This is a genomic window from Pseudomonas silensiensis, from assembly GCF_050434865.1.
In the GTDB taxonomy this organism is placed as follows: Bacteria; Pseudomonadota; Gammaproteobacteria; order Pseudomonadales; family Pseudomonadaceae; genus Aquipseudomonas; species Aquipseudomonas fluorescens_W.
In genome coordinates, this window is the sequence record NZ_JBNDJH010000021.1 from 43,287 (window position 1) to 67,786 (window position 24,500).

Genomic DNA, 24,500 nt, shown 5'->3' on the forward strand with positions numbered 1-24,500 from the left:
TAGAGCATCGAGTCACTGTACCTGACACCCTACTCAGCCAAGGCTTGCCAATGCCGAAATCTGTTGACCGTATTCCGACGATGCCGCGTATACAGGCGCTTGACCCGAAACGGTCGGAGCAGAGCTGGGAAAGCGCCCCACAATTGCTTGCAGCCCTCAACGGTGCACGTTTGGGCGCCTGGTATTGGGACATCGAACGTGGGCAGATCAGCTGGTCGCGGGGTACCCAGGCGCTGTTCGGCTTCGATCCGCGGCAACCGCTGCCGGCGGATCTGGAATACCTCGACTTGCTGCCGCCAGAGGATCGGGCGAAAACCATTCGCGCCTTCGATGCGGTGATCGCCGGCGCCCCGCTGGAACAGGCGATGCACCACCGCATCCGCTGGCCCGACGGCAGCCTGCACTGGCTGGAGATCAACGGCAGCCTGCTGCCGGACAAACACGGTCGACCACGCATGATTGGCGTCATCCGTGAAATCACCCACCAGCGCCAGCGCGAACAGGCGTTGAGCAGTTCGGAAAAACGCTTCGCCACGCTGTTCCACCTGTGTCCGAACATGGTGTTGCTGACACGCCAGGAAGACGGCCTGATCAGCGAAGCCAACCAGTATTTCGAAAGCCTGTTTGGCTGGCCAGTGCAGAACGCTATTGGTCGCACCACCCTGGAACTGGGCCTCTGGGTGCATCCGGAGCAACGGGCGCAACTCGTCAAAGCCACCAAGGCCAAGGGCGAACTGGTCAGCATGGAGGTGCAATTTCGTGCCAGCAACGGCCAGATCCACGACGGCATCCTCAGCGCGCAAAAGGTCGAACTCGAAGGCCAGCCTTATCTGCTGAGTACGTTCCTTGACACCACCGAACGCAAAGCCGCCGAACATGCCCTGAAAGACAGCCAGGAGCGTCTCGACCTGGCGCTGGATTCAGCGCAACTAGGCACTTGGGACTGGCACATTCCCAGTGGCATGCTGTACGGCTCGGCACGCGCCGCCCAGCTCCACGGGCTGGACCCCATACCTTTCCATGAATCCTTCGACGATTTTTTCGAAGGCGTGCCCGGCGAAGAGCGCGACACCATGCGCGATGCCTATCGCAGCCTGCGAGAAGGCCCTGCCGGCAATTATCAACTGACCTACCGCGTGCAACTGCCGGACGGTAGCTCGCGCTACCTGGAAAGCCGCGCCCGGCTCTATCGCGATGAAAACGGTGCCCCGCTGCGCATGGCCGGTACGCTGCTCGACATCACCGATCAGGTGGAGCGGGAGCAACTGCTGGTGGCGTCCGAAGAGAAGTTCGCCACCCTGTTCCAGGTCAGCCCGGACCCGATTTGCGTGACCCGTCAGGACACCGGCCAATTTATCGAAATCAACTCCAGCTTCACCCAGACCTTCGGCTGGAGCGCCGCCGACGTGATTGGCCGCAGCGCCGACGAAATCGGCCTATGGGACGCTTCGGCGCAAAGCCTGCGACGCATCGAGCAGGTCATCCGCGAACAGGGCCTGAACAACGTGGCGATCCTCGTTCAGCACAAAGACGGGCAAGCCCTGACCTGCGTGATTTCCAGCCGCCAGATCAGCGTCGGCGACCAGCCGTGCATCGTCACCAACTTGCGCGATATCACTCAGCAGCAACGCTCGGAAGCCGCGCTCAAGGCCAGCGAAGAGAAGTTCGCCAAGGCCTTCCACTCCAGCCCCGACGCCATCACCATCACCGAGCGCGACACCGGCCGTTACCTGGAGGTTAACGATGGCTTCTGCCGCCTGACCGGCTACCGCGCCGATGAAGTGGTGGGTCGTACGGTGTATCAGGTCGGCATCTGGGCCGAGGAAAAACAACGTTCGGCGCTGCTCGCCGAACTCCAGATCAAGGGCCGGGTGCATCACCAGGAAATGCTCGGGCGCAATAAACGCGGCGAGTTGCTGACCGTCGAAGTCTCGGTAGAACCGATCACCCTCAACGAAACCGCCTGCCTGCTGCTGACCGCGCGGGACGTCAGCCTGCTGAAAAACGCCGAAGCGCAGATCCGTCACCTGGCCTACCACGACCCGTTGACCAACCTGCCCAACCGCGCCCTGCTGATGGATCGCCTGAGTCAGCAGATCGCCCTGCTCAAGCGCCACAACCTGCGCGGCGCCCTGATGTTTCTCGACCTTGATCACTTCAAGCACATCAATGATTCGCTCGGTCATCCGGTGGGCGATACCGTGCTGAAAATCATCACCGCGCGCCTCGAAGCCAGCGTGCGCATGGAAGACACCGTCGCGCGTTTGGGCGGTGACGAATTCGTGGTGCTGCTCAGCGGGCTCGAAGGCTCGCGCAACGAGGTCAGCGAGCAAGTCCTGCAACTGGCGGACACCTTGCGTGAACTCCTGTCGGAGCCGATGTTCCTCGACGGACAACGCCTGCAAGTGACCCCGAGCATCGGCATCGCGCTGATTCCCGATCACGGTTCGACCCCGACCGACCTGCTCAAACGCGCCGACATCGCCCTCTACCGGGCCAAGGATTCGGGCCGCAACACCGCGCAGATGTACCACAACACCATGCAGAAGGCGGCGAGCGAACGCCTGCGCATGGAAACCGACCTGCGCCTGGCCCTTTCCCGGGGTGAGTTCCGCGTGCACTACCAGCCTCAGGTGGACGCCCGGAACGACCGCATCGTCGGCGCCGAGGCGCTGGTGCGCTGGAACCACCCGGACCTCGGCGCGCAATCGCCCACCGAGTTCATCAAGGTGCTGGAGGACAGCGGGCTGATTCTGGAAGTGGGTACCTGGATCGTCGACGAAGCCTGCAGCGCCTTCAAACAACTGATCGCCACGGGCCTGATAGACCCGCTCGATTTCAGCCTGTGCGTCAACATCAGCCCACGGCAATTTCGTCAGAATGACTTTGTCGAACGCATCGAACACAGCCTCCTCAGCCACGGTCTGCCCTGCTCGCTGCTGAAACTGGAAATCACCGAAGGCATCGTGATCCAGAACCTGGAAGACACCATCAACAAAATGCGCAGCCTGAAAAAACTCGGCGTGAGTTTCGCCATGGACGATTTCGGCACCGGTTATTCCTCGCTGACCTACCTCAAGCGCCTGCCGGTCGACACTCTGAAAATCGACCAATCGTTCATCCGCGACGCCACCACCGACCCCAACGACGCCGAGATCATCCGCGCCATCGTTGCCATGGCCCGCAGCCTGGAATTGAAAGTGATTGCCGAAGGGGTAGAGACGCCGGAGCAGCTGGAATTCTTGCAGGGGCTGGGCTGCCATTTTTATCAGGGGTATTTGCACAGCCCGCCGCTGCCGGTGGAGGATTTTCTGAAATTGCTCAAGTGACGGGTACAAAAAAGGGCGCCAGTGGCGCCCTTTTCATTGCTCTGCCTTAGTGCTGCAGCGCTGGCTTTTGCGTCCCGTTGATCGGGATGCGTTTGGCTTTCGCCTCTTCCGGAATTACCCGCAACAGGTCGATGCTCAACAAACCGTTGCTCAGGCCGGCGGCCTTGATTTCGATATGGTCCGCCAGACGGAAGGACAGTTTGAAAGCACGCTGTGCGATGCCTTGGTACAGATAAGTGACGGCTTCGGTCGCGTCACGCTTGCCGCCGCCACTGATGGTCAGCACACCTTTTTCCACTTGCAGCTCCAGGTCTTCTTCCTGGAAGCCGGCGGCGGCTACGACGATGCGGTATTGGTCGTCGCCGTGTTTTTCCACGTTGTAGGGTGGGTAGGTGCTGCCTGGCTCGTTGCGCAGGGCGGTTTCGAACAGGTCATTGAAACGATCGAAACCTACCGAGGAACGGAACAGTGGTGCCATCGAAAATGCAGTGCTCATGATTCAAATCTCCTGAAAACATATCAGCAAGTTTTTTTGTCTCCGCGACCCGAATTCGGCATCGCGTAATCCTTAAATAAGGACCGCTGATTGCTTTTCAAGAGATTATTTACAGATTTTTTTTAAGCTGCCTCGGACACCTGAAGACCCAGTAAACGCGAGACCTGATCCAGTTCGGTCTCGCGACGCAGCACGGTGAACAGCTCGACCGCTTCAGGGTAGTTGCGGGTCAGCATTGCCAGCCACTGCTTCAAGCGACCCGGCGATTGGCGTGGCGTCATTTGCGCCTTGGCTTGTAGCCAGAAGTCCTGAATCAATGGCAGCAGCTCGGCCCAGGTCATCTCGACGACATCCTCACCGGCTCGCGCCATCGCGATTTGCCGTGCCAGGTCCGGGCGCGAAACCAGCCCGCGGCCGAGCATGATGTCCTCGACGCCGCTGATTTCGCGGCAACGACGCCAGTCTTCGACGCTCCAGATATCGCCATTGGCGAACACCGGAACCTTGACCACATCCTGCACCCGGGGGATCCATTCCCAATGGGCTGGCGGCTTGTAGCCGTCAGTTTTGGTCCGCGCATGAACCACGATGTGCGCCGCGCCACCTTCGGCCAGGGCCGTGGCACACACCAGCGCACCGTCCGGGCTGTCGAAACCGAGGCGCATCTTGGCGGTCACTGGAATGTGCGCCGGAACGGCACGACGGACATGTTCGACGATCTGGTTCAGCAGCTCAGGCTCCTTGAGCAGCACCGCACCGCCACGGGACTTGTTCACAGTCTTGGCCGGGCAACCGAAGTTCAGGTCGATGACCTCGGAACCCAGTTCGCAGGCCAGCGCGGCGTTTTCCGCCAGGCATACCGGATCGGAACCGAGCAGCTGTACCCGCAGCGGCACGCCGGATGCGGTGCGGGCGCCGTTCAACAGTTCCGGGCCGAACTTGTGGTAATAGGCAGGCGTGAGCAGTTGATCGTTGATCCGAATGAACTCGGTCACGCACCAATCGATACCGCCCACACGGGTCAGCACGTCCCGCAGGATGTTGTCGACCAACCCCTCCATGGGCGCCAAAGCAATTTGCATGAAAAACACACTCAACGAAAAACGTGCGGCAGTTTACTGGATTCTCAGGCGAAAGACTTGCGCATACCTCTGTGGCGAGGGAGCTTGCTCCCGTTAGAGTGCGCAGCACTCTCTATTGCAGGGGACCGCTTCGCGCTCCAGCGGGAGCAAGCTCCCTCGCCACAAGATTGTGTCAGACAAGAACTTCCAGGGCCGGGCCGTAGCCCTCGATGAATTCCGCTGGCATGCGCTTGGGCTTGCCGGTCGACAGTTCGATGCAGACAAAGGTGGTTTGGGCCCGCAGCAACGTGGTGTTGTCGCTGGGGCGCTTCAACTGGAAGTGTCGGGTCATTTTCAGGCGCTGGTCCCAATCGACGATCCAGGTCGCCAACTGCAACTCATCGCCTTCATAGGCAGCCGCCAGGTAATCGATCTCGTGCCGCACCACCGCCATCGCCCGATCCAGCCGACGATACTCGACCAGGTCCAGGCCAAGGCGCTGGGAGTGGCGCCAGGCACAGCGTTCGAGCCAGGTCACGTACACCGCGTTGTTCGCGTGACCCAACCCATCGATGTCCTCTGCGCCGACTTCCAGATCAATGATAAATGGCGTTGCCCGATCCCAGCCCATGCCCCACTCCCGGTCAGAAAATTTTCACCGGGGCAGTGTAACGGATGCTCAGGCCGATTGGCGCGATTGCAGACTGCGACCGGCGAGCAACGAGAGAACGCCATCAATCACCCGAGGATCTGCCAACACCCGCTGATGGCCGCCTTCTTTGAGGCGCAGCAGACGGCTGTCGAACCAGGCTTCGTTGATCAGTTGCGATTCCTTGACAGGAACGTAGCAGTCATCTTCGGCGTGAACGATCAGGCCGGGCATGTCGAGTTGATAGTGCGCGACATCCAGCGCCGCAGCGCGCATGCCGACGTCTCTTTCGACCTGACGAATGAACGCCGAACGGGCTTTCGGCGGCAGCCGCACGTAGCGGGCGAAACCGCGCAACACGCCGAGAATTCGCGCCGGGGCCGCGATAGTGACCAGGGTTTCGGTACGCAAACCCAACTGGACGGCAAGCATGGCACTGGCGCCGCCCATGGAGTGGCCGATGACGGCTTGCAGCGGCGGCAACTCGGCAGCAGCTTCAAGCATGGCTCGGGCGAACAGCACCACATTGGCTTCGCGGCCCGGCGAGCGACCGTGGGCCGGACCGTCCAGCGCAACCACGGTGTAACCGGCATCGACCAACGCGGTGATAAGACTGGCAAACTGAGTCGGCCGGCCTTCCCAACCGTGCATCAGCAACACCGCGGGGCCTTGCCCCCAACGCAGCGCAGAGAGGCCGAAACGCAGAGTAATTCGCTCGGACTTCGCCAGCAGCGGCAATTCCCAATCACGCGGCGGCAGTTCCCGCGGCGTCATAAAAGCCAGTCGCATTTTGCTCGCGACCAGTTTCGGTGCGAACCAGCCCAAGGTGCCATTAACGCCACGAACCCACTTTAACGCGCTCATCGCTCTCACTCCTCAGGCAAACGCCTTTAGGTCACAGCACCGCAGACTTGGCGGCGCGCAGCAATCGATCGGACAATTCTCCTGGCCCCAACGCGCGAGCCAAAGCCAAACCACCAACCATCAAGGCCATGTCGGCCAAGGCTTTGTCGGTGTCTTCCGGGCTGGCCGCCAATTGCGCGACCATCATTTCCACATGCTCATTCAGTGCCACGCGAAACGCGTCCGGCAGGCGCCCCAACTCACCGACAGAAGCCGGAATCGGGCACGCTGAATCAGAGGAATCACGGTGTTTGCGTGACAGATAAAACGCAGCGACCAACGCGCGACGTTCTTCGCCGGTCAATTCGGCGTCCATGTCGGCGATCAAGCCACGGCGGTGGCTGAGCAGTTGCTTGAACGCTTCCAGCATCATCGCGTCCTTGCTTTCGAAGTGCGCATAGAAGCCGCCGACGGTCAGGCCGGCCGCGCCCATCACTTCGCCCACGCTCGGTTCGGCCGGGCCGCGCTGAATCAGCGCTGCGCTGGCAGCCTTGAGGATGCGTTCGCGGGTTTGAGCTTTTTTATCGTTCATCGTTGCCTCCGAATATTACGACTAGAATATTATTCTCATAATAATTTTACGCAAGTCGTGGATGTGACCGCTGGTCTGAAGAACAGTTTGAAAGAAATAGGGGATTTGGCCAAACGCCAGACAAACAAAAGGGCCATTCAATAATTGAATGACCCTTATAAAATCCCGCAGAGCGGGTAATCGTGGCGTCCCCTAGGGGACTCGAACCCCTGTTACCGCCGTGAAAGGGCGGTGTCCTAGGCCACTAGACGAAGGGGACGCAAAACCTTCTATACAACTGATCAGTGCTGAGAGCTGATCGATTCAAGGCCGGTGTGGCCAGACCTTGAACTGTAAAATTGGTGGAGCTAAGCGGGATCGAACCGCTGACCTCCTGCATGCCATGCAGGCGCTCTCCCAGCTGAGCTATAGCCCCGGATTTTTCGCCTCGCGGCGGAGCGACATCTTGCAACATCGCTTCTGTAAAACTGGCGTCCCCTAGGGGACTCGAACCCCTGTTACCGCCGTGAAAGGGCGGTGTCCTAGGCCACTAGACGAAGGGGACGCAAACCCTTCTATACAACAGATCAACGCTGAGTGTTGATCGCTTCAAGGCCGGTGTGGCCAGACCTTGAAGTGTAAATTGGTGGAGCTAGACGGGATCGAACCGTCGACCTCTTGCATGCCATGCAAGCGCTCTCCCAGCTGAGCTATAGCCCCTCATCGCTGAGGACGGGGCGAATCTTAATGGCGCATCGGAAAGCTGTCAAACTTATTTTTAAAATATTTCAAAGTTTTTTGCCGACATAACAATCACTTACCGCCCTCCCCCCGTAAATTCGGGGGAAGCGCCGAAGATCGAGATCAAAAGATCGCAGCCTTCGGCAGCTCCTACAGAGTCAAATGCCGTTTAGGCAATATTGCCCAGCAGTTTTTCCCACTCCTTGTTTTCTTTCTTCGACACGCCACCGAGCAAGTCGATCGCCTGGCGCAGACGGAAACGGGTCAGGTCCGGGCCAAGGATTTCCATCGCATCGAGCACCGATACCGAACTGGCCTGGCCAGTGATCGCAGCGAACATCAGCGGCATGGCGTCACGCAGCTTCAGCTCCAGGGATTCGACCACCGCTTGAATCGTTGCGGTGATGCTGTCCTTCTCCCACTGACGCAGGCTTTCCAGCTTCCACAGGATCAACTGCATCAACTGACGCACCTGATCGCCCGACAGCTTTTTCGATTCAAACAGCTTGGCGTCCGGGTTCACGCCACCGGCAAAGAAGAAACCGGCCAGCGGTGCAACCTGGCTGAAGGTTTCAACCCGACCCTGCACGTGTGGCGCGATCTTCATCATGTATTCCGGGTTCAGCGCCCAGGTTTGCAGGCGCGAAGCGAACTCTTCCACCGGCAAGTCGCGCAGCCATTGGCCGTTGAGCCACGACAGCTTCTCGATGTCGAAAATCGGCCCGCCGAGGGAGACGCGGCTCAGGTCGAAGTTATCGACCATTTCCTGCAACGAGAACTTCTCGCGCTCGTCCGGCATCGACCAGCCCATGCGACCCAGATAGTTGAGCATCGCTTCCGGCATGAAGCCCATGCGCTCGTAGAACGTCACCGAGGTCGGGTTCTTGCGTTTGGACAGCTTGCTCTTGTCCGGGTTACGCAGCAGCGGCATGTAGCACAGTTCCGGTTGTTCCCAGCCGAAGTATTCGTACAGCAGGATCAGTTTCGGTGCCGATGGCAGCCACTCTTCGCCGCGCAGAACGTGGGTGATGCCCATCAGGTGGTCATCGACGACGTTGGCCAGGAAGTACGTCGGCAGGCCGTCGGTCTTCATCAGCACTTGCATGTCCATGCGATCCCACGGGATCTCGACGTCACCACGCAGCATGTCCGGCACCACGCAAACGCCTTCGCTCGGCACTTTCATGCGGATCACGTGTGGTTCGCCAGCGGCCAGGCGACGCGCGACTTCTTCCTTGGACAGCAACAGCGCACGGCCGTCGTAACGCGGGGTTTCGCCGCGAGCCATTTGCTCGGCGCGCATCTGGTCCAGCTCTTCAGCGGTGCAGAAGCACGGGAAGGCATGACCCATTTCAACCAACTGCTGGCAGTACTTCTGATAGATGTCGCCACGCTCGCTCTGACGGTAAGGACCGTGCGGGCCACCAACGTCCGGGCCTTCGCTCCAGTCGATACCCAACCAGCGCAGGGCGTCGAAAATCTGTTGTTCGGACTCGCGGGTCGAACGCAATTGGTCGGTGTCTTCGATCCGCAGGATGAACTCACCGCCGTGCTGCTTGGCAAAGCAGTAGTTGAACAAAGCGATGTAAGCGGTACCTACGTGGGGATCCCCGGTAGGCGATGGCGCGATGCGAGTGCGGACGGTGGTCATGGCAAGTCTCGAAATGAAGATAAAACAAAGGGCGAATGGTAACAGGCGTTGCCCGCCCGGCTCCAGTGAGCAGGGCATTTAAGCCAAGGTTGCGTCTACAACGGGCTCTAGACTCGGTGAATGGCCGATTATCAGCCGATGGCATTTACCCATCATTCGCTGTGTGCCAGATTCGAGCACTGATAACTTTCCTTACAAATTCTCGACTACAGTCTGCCCATGCCTGCCCAACTCAAGCGTCGCCTGTTTATTTTCCTGCTGCTCGTCCTGCTGATTGCCGGGGGCTTTTTCGCCCAATGGTTCTTCAAGGGGCGATTCTATGAAAGCACCGACAACGCTTATGTCCAGGGCGAGATCACCCGTGTGTCGAGCCAATTGGGCGCGCGCATCGAACAGGTGCTGGTGCAGGACAACCAGCACGTCGAGAAAGGCCAGTTGCTGATCAAGCTTGAAGGCGATGACTTCCACCTTGCCGTCGACCGCGCCAATGCCGCCCTCGCCACCCGTGAAGCCGAACGACTGCAAGCGCGAAGCAAACTGACTCAGCAAGCCAGCCTGATCGCCGCCAGCGAGGCGCAAGTCGCGTCCAGCCAGGCGAGTCTCGGCCGCTCGCAGATCGACTTGTCTCGCGCTCAAACCCTGCGCAAACCCGGCTATGTATCGGAAGAACGGGTGACCACCCTCTCCGCCGACAACCACATCGCCCGCTCGCAAGTGACCAAGGCCCAGGCGGACGCCCAAAGTCAGCGCCAACAAATCAACTCCCTGGCCGCCGAGATCAAACGCCTCGACGCCATGATCGCCAACGCCAAAACCGATCTGGCCCAGGCCGAACTGAACCTGACCCGCAGCGAAATCCACGCGCCGATCAGCGGCCTGGTCGGCCAGCGCGCGGCTCGCGAAGGCCAGTACGTGCAGGCCGGCGCGTACCTGATGTCGATCGTCCCGGATCAGGACATCTGGATTCAGGCCAACTTCAAGGAAACCCAGATCGGCCGCATGCAGCCCGGCCAAACAGCCGAGCTGACGTTCGATGCCTACAGCAACACGCCCATCGAAGCACGAGTCGACAGCCTGTTTGCCGCTTCGGGTGCGCAGTTCAGCCTGTTGCCGCCGGACAATGCCACCGGCAACTTCACCAAAGTCGTACAACGGATTCCGGTAAAACTGACCTTCGCCGCGAACAATCCGCTGCAAGGCAAGATTCGTCCGGGCATGTCAGTCACCGCCAAAGTGAACATCAAAGACACGCCTGACGATGGCCGGTGATCAACTGATCCGCCCGGTCGGCGAACCGACTCGGCGGGACTGGATCGCGGTGATGAGCGTGATGCTCGGCGCCTTCATGGCGGTGCTCGACATCCAGATCACCAACTCGTCGCTCAAGGATATTCAGGGCGCGCTGTCGGCCACCCTGGAAGAAGGCTCGTGGATTTCCACCTCGTACCTGGTGGCGGAAATCATCATGATCCCGCTGACAGCGTGGCTGGTGCAGTTGCTCTCGGCGCGCAGGCTCGCGGTGTGGGTGTCCCTCGGGTTTCTTGCTGCTTCCCTGCTCTGCTCCATGGCCTGGAGCCTGGAAAGCATGATCATCTTCCGCGCCTTGCAGGGCTTCACCGGCGGCGCGCTGATCCCGCTGGCGTTCACCCTCACCCTGATCAAACTCCCGGAACACCACCGCGCCAAAGGCATGGCGATGTTCGCCATGACCGCGACATTCGCCCCTTCCATCGGCCCGACCCTCGGCGGTTGGCTGACCGAGAACTGGGGCTGGGAATACATCTTCTACATCAACATTCCACCGGGCCTGATCATGATCGCCGGTCTGATGTACGGCCTGGAGAAGAAAGAAGCCCATTGGGAATTGCTGAAAAGCACCGACTACCTGGGCATTCTCACGCTGGGCGTCGGCCTCGGTTGTTTGCAGGTGTTTTTGGAAGAAGGCCATCGCAAGGACTGGCTGGAATCGAGCCTGATCGTGACCCTGGGCAGCATTGCGCTAGTCAGCCTGATCACCTTTGTGATCGTGCAGACTTCCAAGCCCAATCCGCTGATCAACCTCGGCATCCTGCGCAATCGAAACTTTGGTTTATCGAGTATTTCCAGTGTCGGGATGGGTGTCGGATTGTACGGCTCGATCTACCTGTTGCCGCTGTACCTGGCGCAGATCCAGAACTACAACGCCCTTCAGATCGGCGAAGTGATCATGTGGATGGGTGTGCCGCAGCTGTTTCTGATTCCGCTGGTGCCGAAGCTGATGAAGTACGTCTCGCCGAAATGGCTGTGCACGTTGGGTTTCGGACTATTTGGATTGGCGAGTTTCTCATCGGGGGTGTTGAACCCGGACTTCGCCGGGCCACAGTTCAATCAAATCCAGATCATCCGCGCGCTGGGCCAACCGCTGATCATGGTGACCATCTCGTTGATCGCTACCGCCTACATCTTGCCGCAGGACGCGGGGTCGGCGTCGAGTCTGTTCAACATCCTGCGCAACCTGGGCGGCGCGATTGGCATCGCCCTCCTCGCCACCCTGCTGGATGCGCGAACCAAGACTTACTTTGATTATTTACGTGAAGCGATTGTGCCGACCAACCCGCAGGTGGCCGAGCGCATGGCGTCGCTCACGGATCGGTTTGGCAGTGAGACGGCCGCGCTGGGCAAGCTGAGTGAAATCGCACATCAGCAGGCCTCGATCATGGCTTACAACGATGCGTTTCACTTTGTCGGGATTGCGCTAGGGATCAGCATGCTGGCGGTGTTGCTGACCAAGGCGTTGCCCGCGGGGCTCAAGGCCGGGGAAGCACATTGAGACCGAGGCGCCCCAATCGCGGGCAAGCCCGCTCCCACAGGCTTTGTGGGTGGACACAAATTATGTGAACACCCTCAATCCTTGTGGGAGCGGCGGTGCGGCGATCCGACTTGCCCGCGATGAGGCCCGTCCAGGCACCGCAAACTCAAACAGTGATCAACCGCTCCCGCAGCTTGCTGATCTCGTCGCGCATCTGCGCCGCTGCTTCGAACTCCAGGTCACGGGCGAGTTGGTACATTTTCTCTTCCAGCGCCTTGATACGCTTGGCGACTTCGCCCGGTGAGCGCAATTCGGCTTCGTACTTGGCGTTTTCCTCGGCGGCCTTGGCCATGCCTTTGCGCTTCTTGCTGCGCGAACCCGGCACGGTGGCGCCTTCCATGATGTCGGCAACGTCCTTGAACACACCTTTGGGGGTGATGCCATTGGCCAGGTTAAAGGCGATCTGCTTGTCGCGACGACGCTCGGTTTCGCCGATCGCCCGCTCCATGGAACCGGTGATGCGATCCGCGTAGAGAATCGCCCGACCATTGAGGTTGCGCGCCGCCCGGCCGATGGTCTGGATCAGCGAGCGCTCGGAACGCAGGAAGCCTTCCTTGTCTGCATCGAGGATCGCCACCAGCGAGACTTCCGGCATGTCCAGGCCTTCACGCAGCAGGTTGATCCCCACCAGCACATCAAAGGTGCCCAGACGCAGATCGCGGATGATTTCCACCCGTTCAACGGTGTCAATGTCCGAGTGCAGATAACGCACCCGCACGCCGTGGTCGGCCAGGTAATCGGTCAAGTCTTCGGACATGCGCTTGGTCAGCGTGGTGACCAGCACCCGCTCTTCCAGCGCCACGCGCTTGCCGATTTCCGAGAGCAGATCGTCGACCTGAGTCAACGCCGGGCGGATTTCGATTTGCGGGTCTACAAGGCCAGTTGGGCGGACCAGTTGCTCGACCACGCGACCGGCGTGTTCCGCCTCGTAATTGCCCGGTGTGGCCGAGACAAAGATTGTCTGCGGGCTGATGCTTTCGAACTCGTCGAAGCGCATCGGCCGGTTATCCAGCGCGGATGGCAGACGGAAACCGTATTCCACCAGCGTCTCTTTACGCGAACGGTCGCCCTTATACATGGCGCCGACCTGCGGCACGCTGACGTGGGATTCGTCGATCACCAGCAAGGCGTCAGCCGGCAGGTAGTCAAACAAAGTGGGCGGCGCCTGGCCGGATTCACGGCCCGACAGGTAGCGCGAGTAGTTTTCGATGCCGTTGCAGTAACCCAGTTCGAGGATCATCTCCAGGTCAAAACGGGTGCGCTGCTCCAGGCGCTGGGCCTCAACGAGTTTATTGTTGGAGCGCAGGTAGTCCAGGCGCTCCTGCAACTCGACCTTGATCCCTTCGACGGCACCCAGCAGGGTTTCTCGCGGGGTCACGTAGTGGCTTTTCGGATAGAACGTGAACCGCGGCAGCTTGCGGATCACTTCGCCGGTCAGCGGATCGAAGGCGGACAGACTTTCAACTTCGTCATCGAACAGCTCGATGCGGATCGCTTCAAAATCGGATTCCGCCGGGTGGATATCGATTACATCGCCGCGGACCCGGAAGGTCGCGCGGGCGAACTCCATGTCGTTGCGGGTGTATTGCAGGTCTGCCAGGCGACGCAGCAACGCACGCTGATCGAGCTTGTCGCCGCGATCCACGTGCAGCACCATTTTCAAATAGGTTTCCGGACTGCCCAGACCGTAGATGCACGACACCGTGGTGACGATGATCGCGTCTTTGCGCTCCAGCAGCGCCTTGGTCGCGGACAGCCGCATTTGCTCGATGTGGTCGTTGATCGAGGCATCTTTCTCGATGAACGTATCCGATGACGGCACGTAGGCTTCGGGCTGGTAGTAGTCGTAGTACGAAACGAAGTATTCGACGGCGTTGTTCGGGAAGAACGCCTTGAACTCACCGTACAACTGCGCGGCCAGGGTCTTGTTCGGCGCCAGCACCAGGGTCGGACGCTGAATCTGGGCGATCACGTTGGCGATGCTGAAGGTCTTGCCCGAGCCGGTCACACCGAGCAACGTCTGGTGCGCCAGCCCGGCTTCGATGCCCTCGACCATCAGGCGGATGGCTTCCGGCTGATCGCCGGCGGGCTCGAAGCGGGTGACTAGCTGGAATTCAGACATGAAATACCTCTCGGTTTTCGAAGCAGGAGTCGCGCCTGTCCGGGCGAACCGGACAGCAACGGGAAAGACCGCAAACGACCGATGTCGCCCGAGGAAAAAACTGGATTGTGCTCAATGTGGAGCCGATTGCCCTCGCTTTCAAGGCAAACGTCCTACATCGGGTAAAACCTTTGACGATGCCAATCGACTAACGGTCGAGAAATAATCGGAAAAACTTACCGTAAAAGCCGAATCGTCTGTCGCCATCAATCGCAGATGGCCTCTATACTAGCTCCCCGTTTGTGCACCGCTCTAGTGCATTCGGCTGGAGCGCGACACGTCCCTCCACTTTCCATTCAGAGCCGCCGCAAAATGAGCCTGTTCTCCGCTGTCGAAATGGCACCCCGTGATCCAATCCTGGGCCTCAACGAAGCATTCAACGCCGATACCCGTACCAACAAGGTCAACCTGGGGGTCGGTGTTTACTGCAACGAGGAGGGGCGAATTCCACTCCTGCGCGCCGTTGTCGAAGCCGAGACGATTCGCGTCGCTCAACACGCTTCCCGTGGTTACTTGCCAATCGACGGCATTGCGGCCTACGACCAGGCCGTGCAGAAATTGCTGTTTGGCAATGACTCGCCACTGATCGCCGCTGGCCGCGTCATCACCACCCAAGCCGTTGGCGGTACTGGCGCACTGAAAATCGGTGCCGACTTCCTCAAGCAACTGCTGCCGAACGCCGTCGTGGCAATCAGCGACCCGAGCTGGGAAAACCACCGCGCGCTGTTCGAAACGGCCGGTTTCCCGGTACAGAACTATCGCTACTACGACGCCGCAACCCACGACGTGAACCGCGCTGGCTTGCTGGAAGACTTGAACGCCCTGCCGTCCGGCTCCATCGTTGTCCTGCACGCTTGCTGCCATAACCCGACCGGCGTGGACCTGAGCCCGGCGGACTGGAACAACGTTCTGGACGTGGTGAAAGCCAAAGGTCACGTACCGTTCCTCGACATGGCCTACCAGGGCTTTGGCGATGGCATCGACGAAGACGCCGCTGCCGTGCGTCTATTCGCTGAATCGGGCCTGACCTTCTTCGTCTCCAGCTCGTTCTCCAAATCCTTCTCGTTGTACGGCGAGCGCGTTGGCGCACTGTCGATCGTCAGCGAATCGAAAGAAGAAAGCGCGCGCGTGCTGTCGCAGGTCAAACGCGTGATCCGCACCAACTACTCCAACCCGCCGACCCACGGTGCAAGCATCGTCGCCGCTGTGCTGAACAGCCCGGAACTGCGTGCTCAGTGGGAAGAAGAACTGGCTGAAATGCGTCTGCGGATTCGCGGCATGCGCATCCAGATGGTTGAGCAGTTGGCGAAGCAAGCTCCACAGCGTGATTTCAGCTTCGTCGGTCGTCAGCGCGGCATGTTCTCCTACTCCGGCCTGACGGTTGAGCAAGTGACCCGCCTGCGCAGCGAGTTCGGTATCTACGCCCTGGACACCGGCCGCATCTGCGTCGCCGCGTTGAACCAGAGCAACATCGACGTTGTGACCAAGGCCATCGTTGCGGTGATCTGAGTCGTCGAGTGGTAAAAAAACGGGAAGCCCTTGGGCCTCCCGTTTTTTAATTGCCTCAGAAAATTCTCAACCCGACGACCGGGCGCTCTAGACTGCATACCTATCAACTGGTGAGAGCCGATATGAAAAACGATGACCTACGCGCTGACCGCGATGAGCTGGACCACTTCGTCCCTCGCACCCCAGCCAAACGCGGTAACAACCTGGTGATGCAAGTCGCTGCCGGCGTGTTTCTCGGTGGCCTGGCCTTGTGGCTGGTGCAACTGGCCGCAACGATGCTGTACGCCAAACTGATGCTCGCCACCGTCACCTTCGGCGGTTAGGCCAGTTCGGTTGCGCGCTGGCTGGCAGCGTCGTCATAGGCGACGTAAAGCGATTCGGCGACCTGGCTTTTGATGGCCTTGGCGCTTTCCAGGCCCAATACAAAACCTTCAGCCTTGCCACCGGCACGGTTCAATTCGTCAGCGGTGCTGGCCTGAGTGATTGCGTCGAACAGTTTTTCGGCGTGCGGGCCGACGCCTTTGGGCAGGCTGATCTGAGCGATGCTCATGCGAACACCCCGTTGCGGCGAGGTGTGGTGGTTGGGTGATTCATGGCGCGTACCTTTTCGGCGAATGGCCGGCAGCGCGTGTAACCACTTCCGGGCGGCCATGGTAGACCTCTGAAGCGATTCTGGTAACCGCCCACGGTCGATAAACCACCGTCCGTCCCCATGAATCCGCCAAATCACCAACAGGTGCTTGACTTCTCTTTTTGAATCAGTAACATACACGCCATTCCGCGATAGCTCAGTTGGTAGAGCAAGTGACTGTTAATCACTGGGTCCCTGGTTCGAGTCCAGGTCGTGGAGCCAGACAGCAATATCGAAAAGCCCCTGAATCGAAAGGTTCAGGGGCTTTTTTGTGGCCGCCATAAACACGCAATCCTTCAAATCATCCCGCCCTTGAAAGTAGGAAATCTCCTAACTTTCTGTAGCCAAGATTTCTACTTTTCTTTTACCCCCGTAAACCTTGGCCCAGAGCGCCAGCAACGACTTCGGTGATGGCCAGATGCGGCCTGTGAATCAGCCATTTTGTACGTTATGAATAGCGCCTTTCGCCTACCGATAGCCTTGGATTGTTCGCGTGTCAGAGTTACTCAAACTCAAGGAGAACGTCCTTGTCCCTCACCCTTCAGGCTCGTTGAGCTTTGGCACTCTCCCCAACATGCCCAAGTTCGATTTACGGGGAGGCGAGATTTTCCTGAGGGTCGGGATACACAAAGGAATCAACAAAGGGTTCGGCGTCCGGCATGTTTGGGAAGCCCACAAAGTCGACTTGGCAAAGTATGGCTGCCACACCATCGACGATGTCGCGACTCACATAGCCAAAATGGTCGTACCTGGCGCTCCCATCTACTGCGAATTCAAGGAAATGCGAGGAGATCACAGAGTCGCCGTACTCAAAAACCCCACCGGTTCACTCATTCTCGAGCCAAGGAACGAGCGTCGTGGTTTCGGTTACTACGTCGTGACCTGGTATCCCAAGAGGCGTGCTGAAGGCACCTTGGTCGGCACCATTGCCAAACCAGATTCCAGGCAATAAAAAAGGCGCCCCAAAGGACGCCTTTTGAATATTTCGAGGAGTAGTCGCAGCGATTCTTTAGCTCCAGACCACGAAAGGCCTTGGGTTCAGAATCCGACCAGCATGCCAGTCGTCACTACTTCAGAGGGAGCCAGCTTCTCTGCTGCCAACAAGATGGGGGGCCAATACTGGAGGCCAAGCCCAAGGATGCGCAATTGCAGACCTCAAGTCCGATTTTCAATCAAGATTGGAGCGAGTGTCAACCTGACTCTCGATCCGCCCTTGAGTGCAGTCAGACATGCTCGCTGTTTTTCGCATGCACCGCCCTTTGCTCTGCCTGTCCATGCTCTGCCTCCACCACTGGAATCTCATTCCCGTCGCAGTCACGCAGTTTGCCTTCGCTGAAGTAATCCCCTTCGCGCAACGCTGCCAGATCCTGATAACGCAGGACGCGTTCAGTGCCCGCCGCGAACACCGACTGCTGATCGGAGTTACCGGCAGTGAGGTGGTTGAAGGTCAGGTTCAGCACGATGGCCATGATCGCCGAAGAGCTGATGCCCGAGTGGAAGATCGTGGCGAACCAGCTTGGGAAGTGGTCGTAGAAGTTCGGTGCAGCGATGGGGATCATGCCGAAGCCGATGGAGGTGGCGACGATGATGAGGTTGACGTTGTTGCGGTAGTCGACCTTGGACAGCGTACGAATACCGCTGGCCGCCACGGTGCCGAACAGCACGATACCGGCGCCGCCGAGAACCGAAGTCGGTACAGCGGCGATGACGCGGCCCATAAACGGCAGCAAACCGAGGATCACCAGAAACAAACCGCCGGTAGCCACCACGAAGCGGCTCTTGATGCCGGTCACCGCCACCAGCCCGACGTTCTGGGCGAAGGCACTTTGGGTGAAGGAGCCGAAGATCGGCGCGATCATGCTCGACAGCATGTCGGCGCGCAGGCCGTTGCCCAAGCGTTTGGAGTCAACCTTGGTGCCGATGATTTCACCCACAGCCAAGATGTCAGCCGAGGTTTCCACCAGGGTCACCATGACCACGATGCACATCGACAGGATCGCGGCGAAGTGGAAGGTCGGCATGCCAAAGTGGAACGGCGTCGGGAAGCCGAACATCGGGCCTTGAGTGACGGACGAGAAATCCGCCATGCCGAGGAACACCGCGATCACTGTGCCGATAACCATCGCCAACAGGATCGACAAACGCGAGATGGTCGCGCTGCCAATCTTGCTCAACAGCAGAACCAGCACCAGCGTCACTGCCGCCAGACCGATGTTCGCCATGCTGCCGAAGTCCGGGGCATGGCTGTTGCCGCCCATGGCCCAGCGTGCGGCCACTGGCATTAGCGTCAGGCCGATGGTGGTGATCACAATCCCCGTGACCAGCGGCGGGAAAAATCGGGTGATTCGTGAGAACACCGGCGTGATCAGCAGGCCGATCAACGACGCGGCAATCACCGCTCCGAGAATCGATTGAAACCCGCCCTCCCCGCCACTGCTGACAATCGCCACCATCGTCGCGACACCAGAGAACGACACGCCCTGTACCAGCGGCAATTGGCAGCCGAAAAACGGTAAACCCAGGGTTTGCAGCAATGTCGCCAGCCCCCCTGCAAACAATGAAGCAGCAATCAACAAACCGATGTCCGCTGGCGAGAGCCCGGCCGCCTGGCCGATGATCAAAGGCACCGCGACGATGCCGCCGTACATGGTCAGAACGTGTTGCAGGCCGTAAGCCATATTCGCGCCGATCCCGAGATTTTCGTCCTCAGGCCGTTGGTGTGAAACATGGGGCGTTTTCATGGTTTGGGGGGTTCCCTGGTTTTTGTTGTGCGCACACTGTATGCAAGACTCAGGACAAATGTCTATAGAGTTGTATACAACTAATCAGTCAGATGATGGACACATGGCCATTCCACACCTGATATTTGCGCTGTACCTTCCCTGTTATGAAGCCAAAACCTCCCGGCAACATGACGCAAGGCAAGACCTGCACTACCTTGTTAGAGGTACGCTCTCATTGAGACCACGATAGGACATCGACATGAGCAAGGCTGACCAACTCGCCGCGAAACTGAAGCAGACCCAGCACTCCAGCGCCGACACGACACACTGCGCCGATCAGCAGATAGACAGCTGGCCTGCACAGGTTTACGAGCTGTACCACCTCATCGAAGCTCGGCTGGCGCCGCTCAGCGAGGCCGGGCTGAACATCCGGCGAGTGCCGACGCACGTCTTCGAGCGCCATCCCGATGGGGCGACCTACGACTACGCCATCGACCAGTTACTGATTGAAGGCAACCACCACAGCATCACCTTCGACCCCGTCGCTCGTTTCACTGAGGACGGTGCCGGGCGGGTCGAGATCCGCACCCAAGGGAAAGCACTCTCGATGCTGCGAACCGTGAGCGAACACGGCGAGACACAGTGGTGGCTGCAAGCGATCGATCAATCCGGGCAACAGCCGGATGCGATCGCCATGACCGAAGACACTCTGCTTTCGGTGGTGCAGGAGGGCCTGCAGCTTTGAGGTTCAGGGGCGAAATGTGCCTCAGGGTTGTTGAATCAGCCCTTCAATAACCCGGCGCAATGCCGTCTCCCGCGGCACCCGAATGTCGAATTCGCTGCGCAACAAACCCATCAATTCATCCACATCAGAAACCTGCCGACGTTCAGTCTCACGGCCGATTCGATGAATCGCAAAACTGCCGTTGTTCAGCGTGCGGCGCCACCCGTCGCCGGTGCGCGCCACCATCAGCTGCCGGGTGAACGACGATTCGGGGTGGGTCGAGACGTACCAGTTGCCGACGGCGTAATCGATGTCTTCCTGGCGCTGCAAATCGAAAATGTACATCGCCCGCCATTCGCCGCCGACGTTGGCGCGCAGGGTGTAGCCATCCTGGTGCTGCTCGATGCGATAGGGCTCGTGAGGTGTGCGCTGTTCAGCCGGGGTATCGAGCATCAGTGGTGCGGTGGGCACCATGCCGCCGAAGCCGACGTCGGTGATGTAGCGCACGCCGTCCAGGGTCACCACGCTCAAGCGGTGTGTACGGGCGGTCCACGCGCCTTCGGGTTGGCCCATGACCACTCGGCCGGAGATACCGCGAGCATCAAAGCCCAGCGTCTGGAGCAAGGCCAGGAACAGGTTATTGAGTTCGTAGCAGTAACCACCGCGTCCATCGTGCAGGACCTTTTGCTCGATGGACGGCAGGTCGATGAGCACCGGCTGGCCCGACAACGTACTGAGGTTTTCGAACGCGAAGGCGCCGGTGTGACGCAGTTGAAGCTGGCGCAGGGTTTCCAGGGTCGGCGCCGGAGGCGCGTCGAAGCCCAGCCGTTGCAGGTACAACGCAAGATTGCTCAGGTGTGGCTCGCTCATTGCTCAGTCCTTATGCAGGGGGCCGGATTTCTCCGCCGATGGGCGCCATGTATAAAGGAAAAAGCGGTTCGACTGACAATAGATTTAGCCAATCGCCACACACCTGAAAATCAACGCTGTTTGCGCGAACTCAATCGAATCCACGTCGGTGCATGATCACTCGCGTGGGGCTCGTTGCGAACCCAGGCATCGACTCCGGCCTCGTGCAGATAAGGACTCAGCGCCGGGTTAAGTAACAGATGATCGATGCGCAGCCCTGAGTTCTTTTGCCAGTGCTGGCGGAAATAATCCCAGAAGGTATAGAGCCGATCCTCCGGATACAGATGGCGCAAGGAATCGGTCCAGCCCTGGGCCAGCAGGCGCTGATAACACTCGCGGCTTTCAGGTTGCAGCAACGCGTCCTTCAGCCAGGATCGCGGGTTGTAGATGTCCAGGTCGGTGGGCACCACGTTGTAGTCACCGGCCAGCACCACGGGATGCTCACTGGCCTGAAGCGTCTGCGCGTAGTGGATCAGCCGTTCGAACCACGCCAGCTTGTAATCGAACTTCGGCCCCGGCTGCGGGTTGCCGTTGGGCAGGTACAGGCAGCCCACCAGAATCCCGTGCACGGCGGCCTCCAGATACCGGCTCTGGGTGTCGCTGTCATCACCCGGGAGGCCCCGACGACTCTCCAGCGGCTGCGCATCCCGCGCCAGAATCGCCACGCCGTTCCACGAAGACTGACCTTGCCAGATCGCGCCGTAGCCAGCGGCCTCAAGCTCGGCGGCGGGGAAAGCACTGTCGACCGACTTGAGCTCTTGCAAACAGGCAATGTCTGGTTGCTCGCGCTCAAGCCAGGCCAGCAAGTTCGGCAGTCGGGCGCGCATGCCGTTGACGTTGAATGTCGCGATTTTCAGGTTCTTCATGTTCCAACGCTCGCCCCTACACTGGAAACTCGTCATGCGACGCCTTGAGCAATGGCAGCAACGCCTGCTTTTCCATAGGCCGACTCAAGTAGAAACCCTGTACCTCATTGCATTGGTCCGAGACCAGGAAGTCCAGTTGCTCCAGGGTCTCGACGCCCTCTGCCGTCACGGTCAGGCCCATGGCTTTGCCCAGGTTGATGATCGCCTGCACCACGGCGCGGTCATTGCCGCCGCCGCTCATGGACGAGATGAAACGCTTGTCGATCTTGATCCCGTCGAACGGGTATGTGCGCAAGTAACCCAGGGACGAATAGCCAGTACCGAAGTCGTCCATGTTCAATCGCACGCCCAGTTCCTTGAGCGCATTCATGGTCGCCAACGCGCCATCTACATCGATGAGCATCACGTTTTCGGTGATTTCCAGCTCCAGACGACTGGCCGGCAAACGGCTCTGGATCAATGCCTCCCTGACGTCCTCCACCACATCGCTGCGGGCAAATTGAACAGGCGACAAATTGACCGACACCATCAACGCACCGGGCCAGGTCAGGGCCGTTTCACAGGCTTCACGCAACACCCAGCGCCCCAAAGGCACGATCAGGTCAGTCCGCTCAGCCAAAGGGATAAACTCGTCGGGGCTCAGCAGCCCCTGCTCCGGATGCTGCCAGCGCAGCAACGCTTCCACCGAAACCACCTGCTTGCCGCTCATGTTGTAGCGCGGCTGGTAATGCATCACGAACTCGTTGTTCTTGATCGCGCGGCGCAGGTCGTTTTCCAACTGCCGGCGGTGCTGGATTTGATCGTTCATGTGCGGCGCAAAGTAGCACCAGGTCTTCTTGCCGTTGGATTTAGCCTGGTACAGCGCAATGTCGGCGCACCGGATCAGCTCATTGGGAATGTGACCCTGACGCCGACTCAAGGCGACACCGATGCTCGCGCCAATGTGCAGCGCGTGATGTTCGTAATGAATCGGCTGTTGCAGGCTCTCGAGCAAACGCTCGCAGAACCGGTCGATTTCGGTGTGGCTGTCCATGCCGTTGAGCACCAGCACAAACTCATCACCACCAAGCCGGGCGACCAGATCGATGTCCCGCGTGCACTCGCGCAATCGGGTGGCCACTTCCAGCAGTACGGCGTCGCCAGCCGGGTGACCGAGGGAATCGTTGATCGGTTTGAAGTTATCCAGATCGATCATCAACAGCACCAGCGCTGCCGAATGTTCTTTCTGCGCCAGGGCCTCGTCGAGGAAACGCGCCAGTTTGTTGCGATTCGGCAGCCCCGTCAGGGCATCGTGCAACGACAGATGCTGGATCTGGGCATGGGCGGCGACTTCATCGGTGATGTCGCTGGCCGTTCCGCGATAGCCCAGCACCGCGCCCTTGCGTTGGATCGGCCGCGCCGAAACCCGGCAAATACGCTGTTGCCCCGACTGATCGCGATAGGAGCAGCGCAGATGGCTGACGGGCTGTTCTTCATTGAGCTTATGCAGCCACAGCGACAAGGACAGCGTATCGCAATTGAGCAGTTGCTCGATGTCCTGTCCGATCCATTGCTGATCGGAAAAACCGGTGACGGTGGCGAAACGTCCTGACAGATAAGAGATGCAATGCTTGTCGTCGATTTCCCAGATCCAGTCGGACGCGGCCTCAGCCACGGCACGAAAACGTTCTTCACTGGCCTCTAGCGCCTGGTTCGATAAATCGAGGCTGGTGTAGCTGGCATCGACGTGCCCGGACGTGCGCAAGACATACCGGAAGAAATAAGCCGTTAACAACGCCAGCACCAACAGCGCGCCGCCCAATGGCGGTAGCAGCGACCAGAGTAGCTGGTGACCCGGTTGCTCAAGTCGGGAAACCAGGCTGTAGCCGGTGCCCGCCAGCGCCACCGCTGGCCTGCCGGGCGAGAGGGTGTTATCAGGCGCCAGGTTTAAATCATGCAAACCGTAATCGGCGCTCAAGGCGCTGAGCTTGTCAGGGCTTAATTGGTCGACGAACACCAGCACCGAGGTGCTTTGGGGATCGACCGCCGGCCTTTCGTCATTGGGGACGATCGCAGCGGCCGTCAGCAATGCCGGTTTGCCCTCGAACAGCGTGAACTGGCTGACGGGATCAATGAGGCTTTCCTGACTCTGGACTGCCTGTATCAGCGTCGCCATCGATGCCGAAAGATAAGTGGTCGCCGCCTCCTGCACCTGAACCCCGCGCACCAATGCGTATTTGGTTTGCTGATGATCGACCACGAAGACGCCATCGTAGTGATCGATGCTGAACAAGGTTTTGCCCAGGTTCTGCTCGACGTAGGCCCATTGCACATCGACCTCGCCGTTCAAATGGTCGTAGGCGGACGTCCAGTTTGCATAACTGGCGACGTAGCTTTTCGAGGCGGTGATGCGGTTTTCCAGCGCACGCTGGGTGTAGAACGTGGTCTTGGCCAGGTCCTGGGCGTCCAGCCGCTCGGCAATGTTGAACAAAGCCAACAGGGCGATCAGCACGCCCAGCACAAACAGCAGGCCGACGACCAACACCAGGTTGCGGGTTATCGGCGTATGACGGGGAGCGGCGACGGTGGTAACGGCGGTCATATCCATGCACTTGATCCTGTCAATCGATTGCCTGATCGGGATGCGACGCTCGCAATGCTTTTTACCAGGGCACTCGCCGAACGTTCATTGAACATAGCAGCCATGCTGGGCCCTGGCGCCTGGAATACGCAAGCCATTGCCGCAATTGAAGAACCGTTGACACAACCATTGCCAATCGATGGCCGCTGCCCTGTAATTACATGGATC

General features: G+C 59.4%; 19 protein-coding genes and 5 tRNA genes. 8 read left to right on the plus strand and 16 right to left on the minus strand.

The features are described 5' to 3' along the window. Window positions 1-50 precede the first annotated feature (50 nt). Entirely contained in the window at window positions 51-3,329 is a 3,279-nt protein-coding gene (locus QF010_RS25100; protein WP_429512652.1) for an EAL domain-containing protein, read from the plus strand. Window positions 3,330-3,375: 46 nt separating this feature from the next. On the opposite strand, the gene QF010_RS25105 is transcribed toward QF010_RS25100, so the two are convergent. The 10 genes from QF010_RS25105 to gltX all read right to left on the minus strand — a co-directional run bounded on the left by QF010_RS25105 (window position 3,376) and on the right by gltX (window position 9,341). Further along, entirely contained in the window at window positions 3,376-3,825 is a 450-nt protein-coding gene (locus QF010_RS25105; protein WP_033061859.1) for an Hsp20 family protein, read from the minus strand. Window positions 3,826-3,947: 122 nt separating this feature from the next. Further along, window positions 3,948-4,907, minus strand: coding sequence for a tRNA dihydrouridine synthase (locus QF010_RS25110; RefSeq protein WP_429534151.1), 960 nt, complete (start codon window positions 4,905-4,907; stop codon window positions 3,948-3,950). 172 nt (window positions 4,908-5,079) lie between these two features. Then, complete coding sequence (locus QF010_RS25115) at window positions 5,080-5,517, minus strand: acyl-CoA thioesterase (RefSeq protein WP_033061861.1); 438 nt, start codon at window positions 5,515-5,517, stop codon at window positions 5,080-5,082. A gap of 48 nt (window positions 5,518-5,565) precedes the next feature. After that, entirely contained in the window at window positions 5,566-6,399 is an 834-nt protein-coding gene (locus QF010_RS25120; protein WP_033061862.1) for an alpha/beta fold hydrolase, read from the minus strand. 31 nt (window positions 6,400-6,430) lie between these two features. Beyond that, complete coding sequence (locus tag QF010_RS25125) at window positions 6,431-6,970, minus strand: TetR/AcrR family transcriptional regulator (RefSeq protein ID WP_429534152.1); 540 nt, start codon at window positions 6,968-6,970, stop codon at window positions 6,431-6,433. Between the two features lie 183 nt (window positions 6,971-7,153). Then, window positions 7,154-7,229: transfer RNA gene (locus tag QF010_RS25130), tRNA-Glu, on the minus strand. A gap of 80 nt (window positions 7,230-7,309) precedes the next feature. Further along, a tRNA-Ala gene (locus QF010_RS25135) sits at window positions 7,310-7,385 on the minus strand. A gap of 53 nt (window positions 7,386-7,438) precedes the next feature. Then, window positions 7,439-7,514 (minus strand) — tRNA-Glu (locus QF010_RS25140). Between the two features lie 79 nt (window positions 7,515-7,593). Further along, a tRNA-Ala gene (locus tag QF010_RS25145) sits at window positions 7,594-7,669 on the minus strand. Between the two features lie 190 nt (window positions 7,670-7,859). Beyond that, a complete protein-coding gene (gene gltX, locus QF010_RS25150; protein WP_008037650.1) occupies window positions 7,860-9,341 on the minus strand; it encodes a glutamate--tRNA ligase in 1,482 nt (493 codons plus the stop codon). 219 nt (window positions 9,342-9,560) lie between these two features. On the opposite strand from gltX, the gene QF010_RS25155 reads away from it, so the two are divergent. Together QF010_RS25155 and QF010_RS25160 are read left to right on the plus strand one after the other, a co-directional pair. Continuing rightward, window positions 9,561-10,610, plus strand: a complete 1,050-nt coding sequence (locus tag QF010_RS25155) for an HlyD family secretion protein (RefSeq protein WP_429534153.1) — start codon at window positions 9,561-9,563, stop codon at window positions 10,608-10,610. Further along, the gene (locus tag QF010_RS25160; protein ID WP_488169047.1) at window positions 10,600-12,150 is read left to right on the plus strand and encodes an MDR family MFS transporter; all 1,551 of its coding nucleotides are present in this window, start codon (window positions 10,600-10,602) and stop codon (window positions 12,148-12,150) included. The genes QF010_RS25155 and QF010_RS25160 overlap by 11 nt, the downstream gene beginning before the upstream one ends. A 145-nt stretch (window positions 12,151-12,295) precedes the next feature. On the opposite strand, the gene uvrB is transcribed toward QF010_RS25160, so the two are convergent. Next, entirely contained in the window at window positions 12,296-14,311 is a 2,016-nt protein-coding gene (uvrB, locus tag QF010_RS25165) for an excinuclease ABC subunit UvrB (RefSeq protein WP_033061866.1), read from the minus strand. 351 nt (window positions 14,312-14,662) lie between these two features. Between uvrB and QF010_RS25170 the strand changes: the two genes are divergently transcribed. Beyond that, window positions 14,663-15,859, plus strand: a complete 1,197-nt coding sequence (locus QF010_RS25170) for an amino acid aminotransferase (protein ID WP_033061869.1) — start codon at window positions 14,663-14,665, stop codon at window positions 15,857-15,859. Window positions 15,860-15,981: 122 nt separating this feature from the next. Next, on the plus strand, window positions 15,982-16,182 hold the full coding sequence (locus QF010_RS25175) for a hypothetical protein (RefSeq protein WP_008151298.1): 201 nt from the start codon (window positions 15,982-15,984) through the stop codon (window positions 16,180-16,182). On the opposite strand, the gene QF010_RS25180 is transcribed toward QF010_RS25175, so the two are convergent. Next, window positions 16,179-16,409 carry a hypothetical protein gene (locus tag QF010_RS25180; protein WP_033061947.1) on the minus strand — a complete coding sequence of 77 codons (231 nt, stop codon included), beginning with the start codon at window positions 16,407-16,409 and terminating at the stop codon, window positions 16,179-16,181. The genes QF010_RS25175 and QF010_RS25180 overlap by 4 nt on opposite strands. 227 nt (window positions 16,410-16,636) lie before the next feature. On the opposite strand from QF010_RS25180, the gene QF010_RS25185 reads away from it, so the two are divergent. Both QF010_RS25185 and QF010_RS25190 read left to right on the plus strand, forming a co-directional pair. Further along, window positions 16,637-16,712 (plus strand) — tRNA-Asn (locus QF010_RS25185). 271 nt (window positions 16,713-16,983) lie between these two features. Further along, window positions 16,984-17,442, plus strand: a complete 459-nt coding sequence (locus tag QF010_RS25190; protein WP_429534154.1) for a hypothetical protein — start codon at window positions 16,984-16,986, stop codon at window positions 17,440-17,442. 271 nt (window positions 17,443-17,713) lie between these two features. Here QF010_RS25190 and QF010_RS25195 read toward each other — a convergent pair whose 3' ends face one another. Continuing rightward, entirely contained in the window at window positions 17,714-19,231 is a 1,518-nt protein-coding gene (locus QF010_RS25195; protein ID WP_429512636.1) for a nucleobase:cation symporter-2 family protein, read from the minus strand. 241 nt (window positions 19,232-19,472) lie between these two features. Between QF010_RS25195 and QF010_RS25200 the strand changes: the two genes are divergently transcribed. Then, window positions 19,473-19,958, plus strand: a complete 486-nt coding sequence (locus QF010_RS25200) for a hypothetical protein (protein ID WP_429534155.1) — start codon at window positions 19,473-19,475, stop codon at window positions 19,956-19,958. Window positions 19,959-19,979: 21 nt separating this feature from the next. On the opposite strand, the gene QF010_RS25205 is transcribed toward QF010_RS25200, so the two are convergent. The 3 genes from QF010_RS25205 to QF010_RS25215 form a co-directional block, all read right to left on the minus strand. Then, on the minus strand, window positions 19,980-20,807 hold the full coding sequence (locus QF010_RS25205) for an arylamine N-acetyltransferase family protein (RefSeq protein WP_033061873.1): 828 nt from the start codon (window positions 20,805-20,807) through the stop codon (window positions 19,980-19,982). Window positions 20,808-20,917: 110 nt separating this feature from the next. Next, a complete protein-coding gene (locus QF010_RS25210) occupies window positions 20,918-21,712 on the minus strand; it encodes an exodeoxyribonuclease III (protein WP_429534156.1) in 795 nt (264 codons plus the stop codon). Window positions 21,713-21,728: 16 nt separating this feature from the next. Continuing rightward, window positions 21,729-24,299, minus strand: a complete 2,571-nt coding sequence (locus QF010_RS25215) for a bifunctional diguanylate cyclase/phosphodiesterase (protein ID WP_429534157.1) — start codon at window positions 24,297-24,299, stop codon at window positions 21,729-21,731. Window positions 24,300-24,500: the final 201 nt, after the last annotated feature.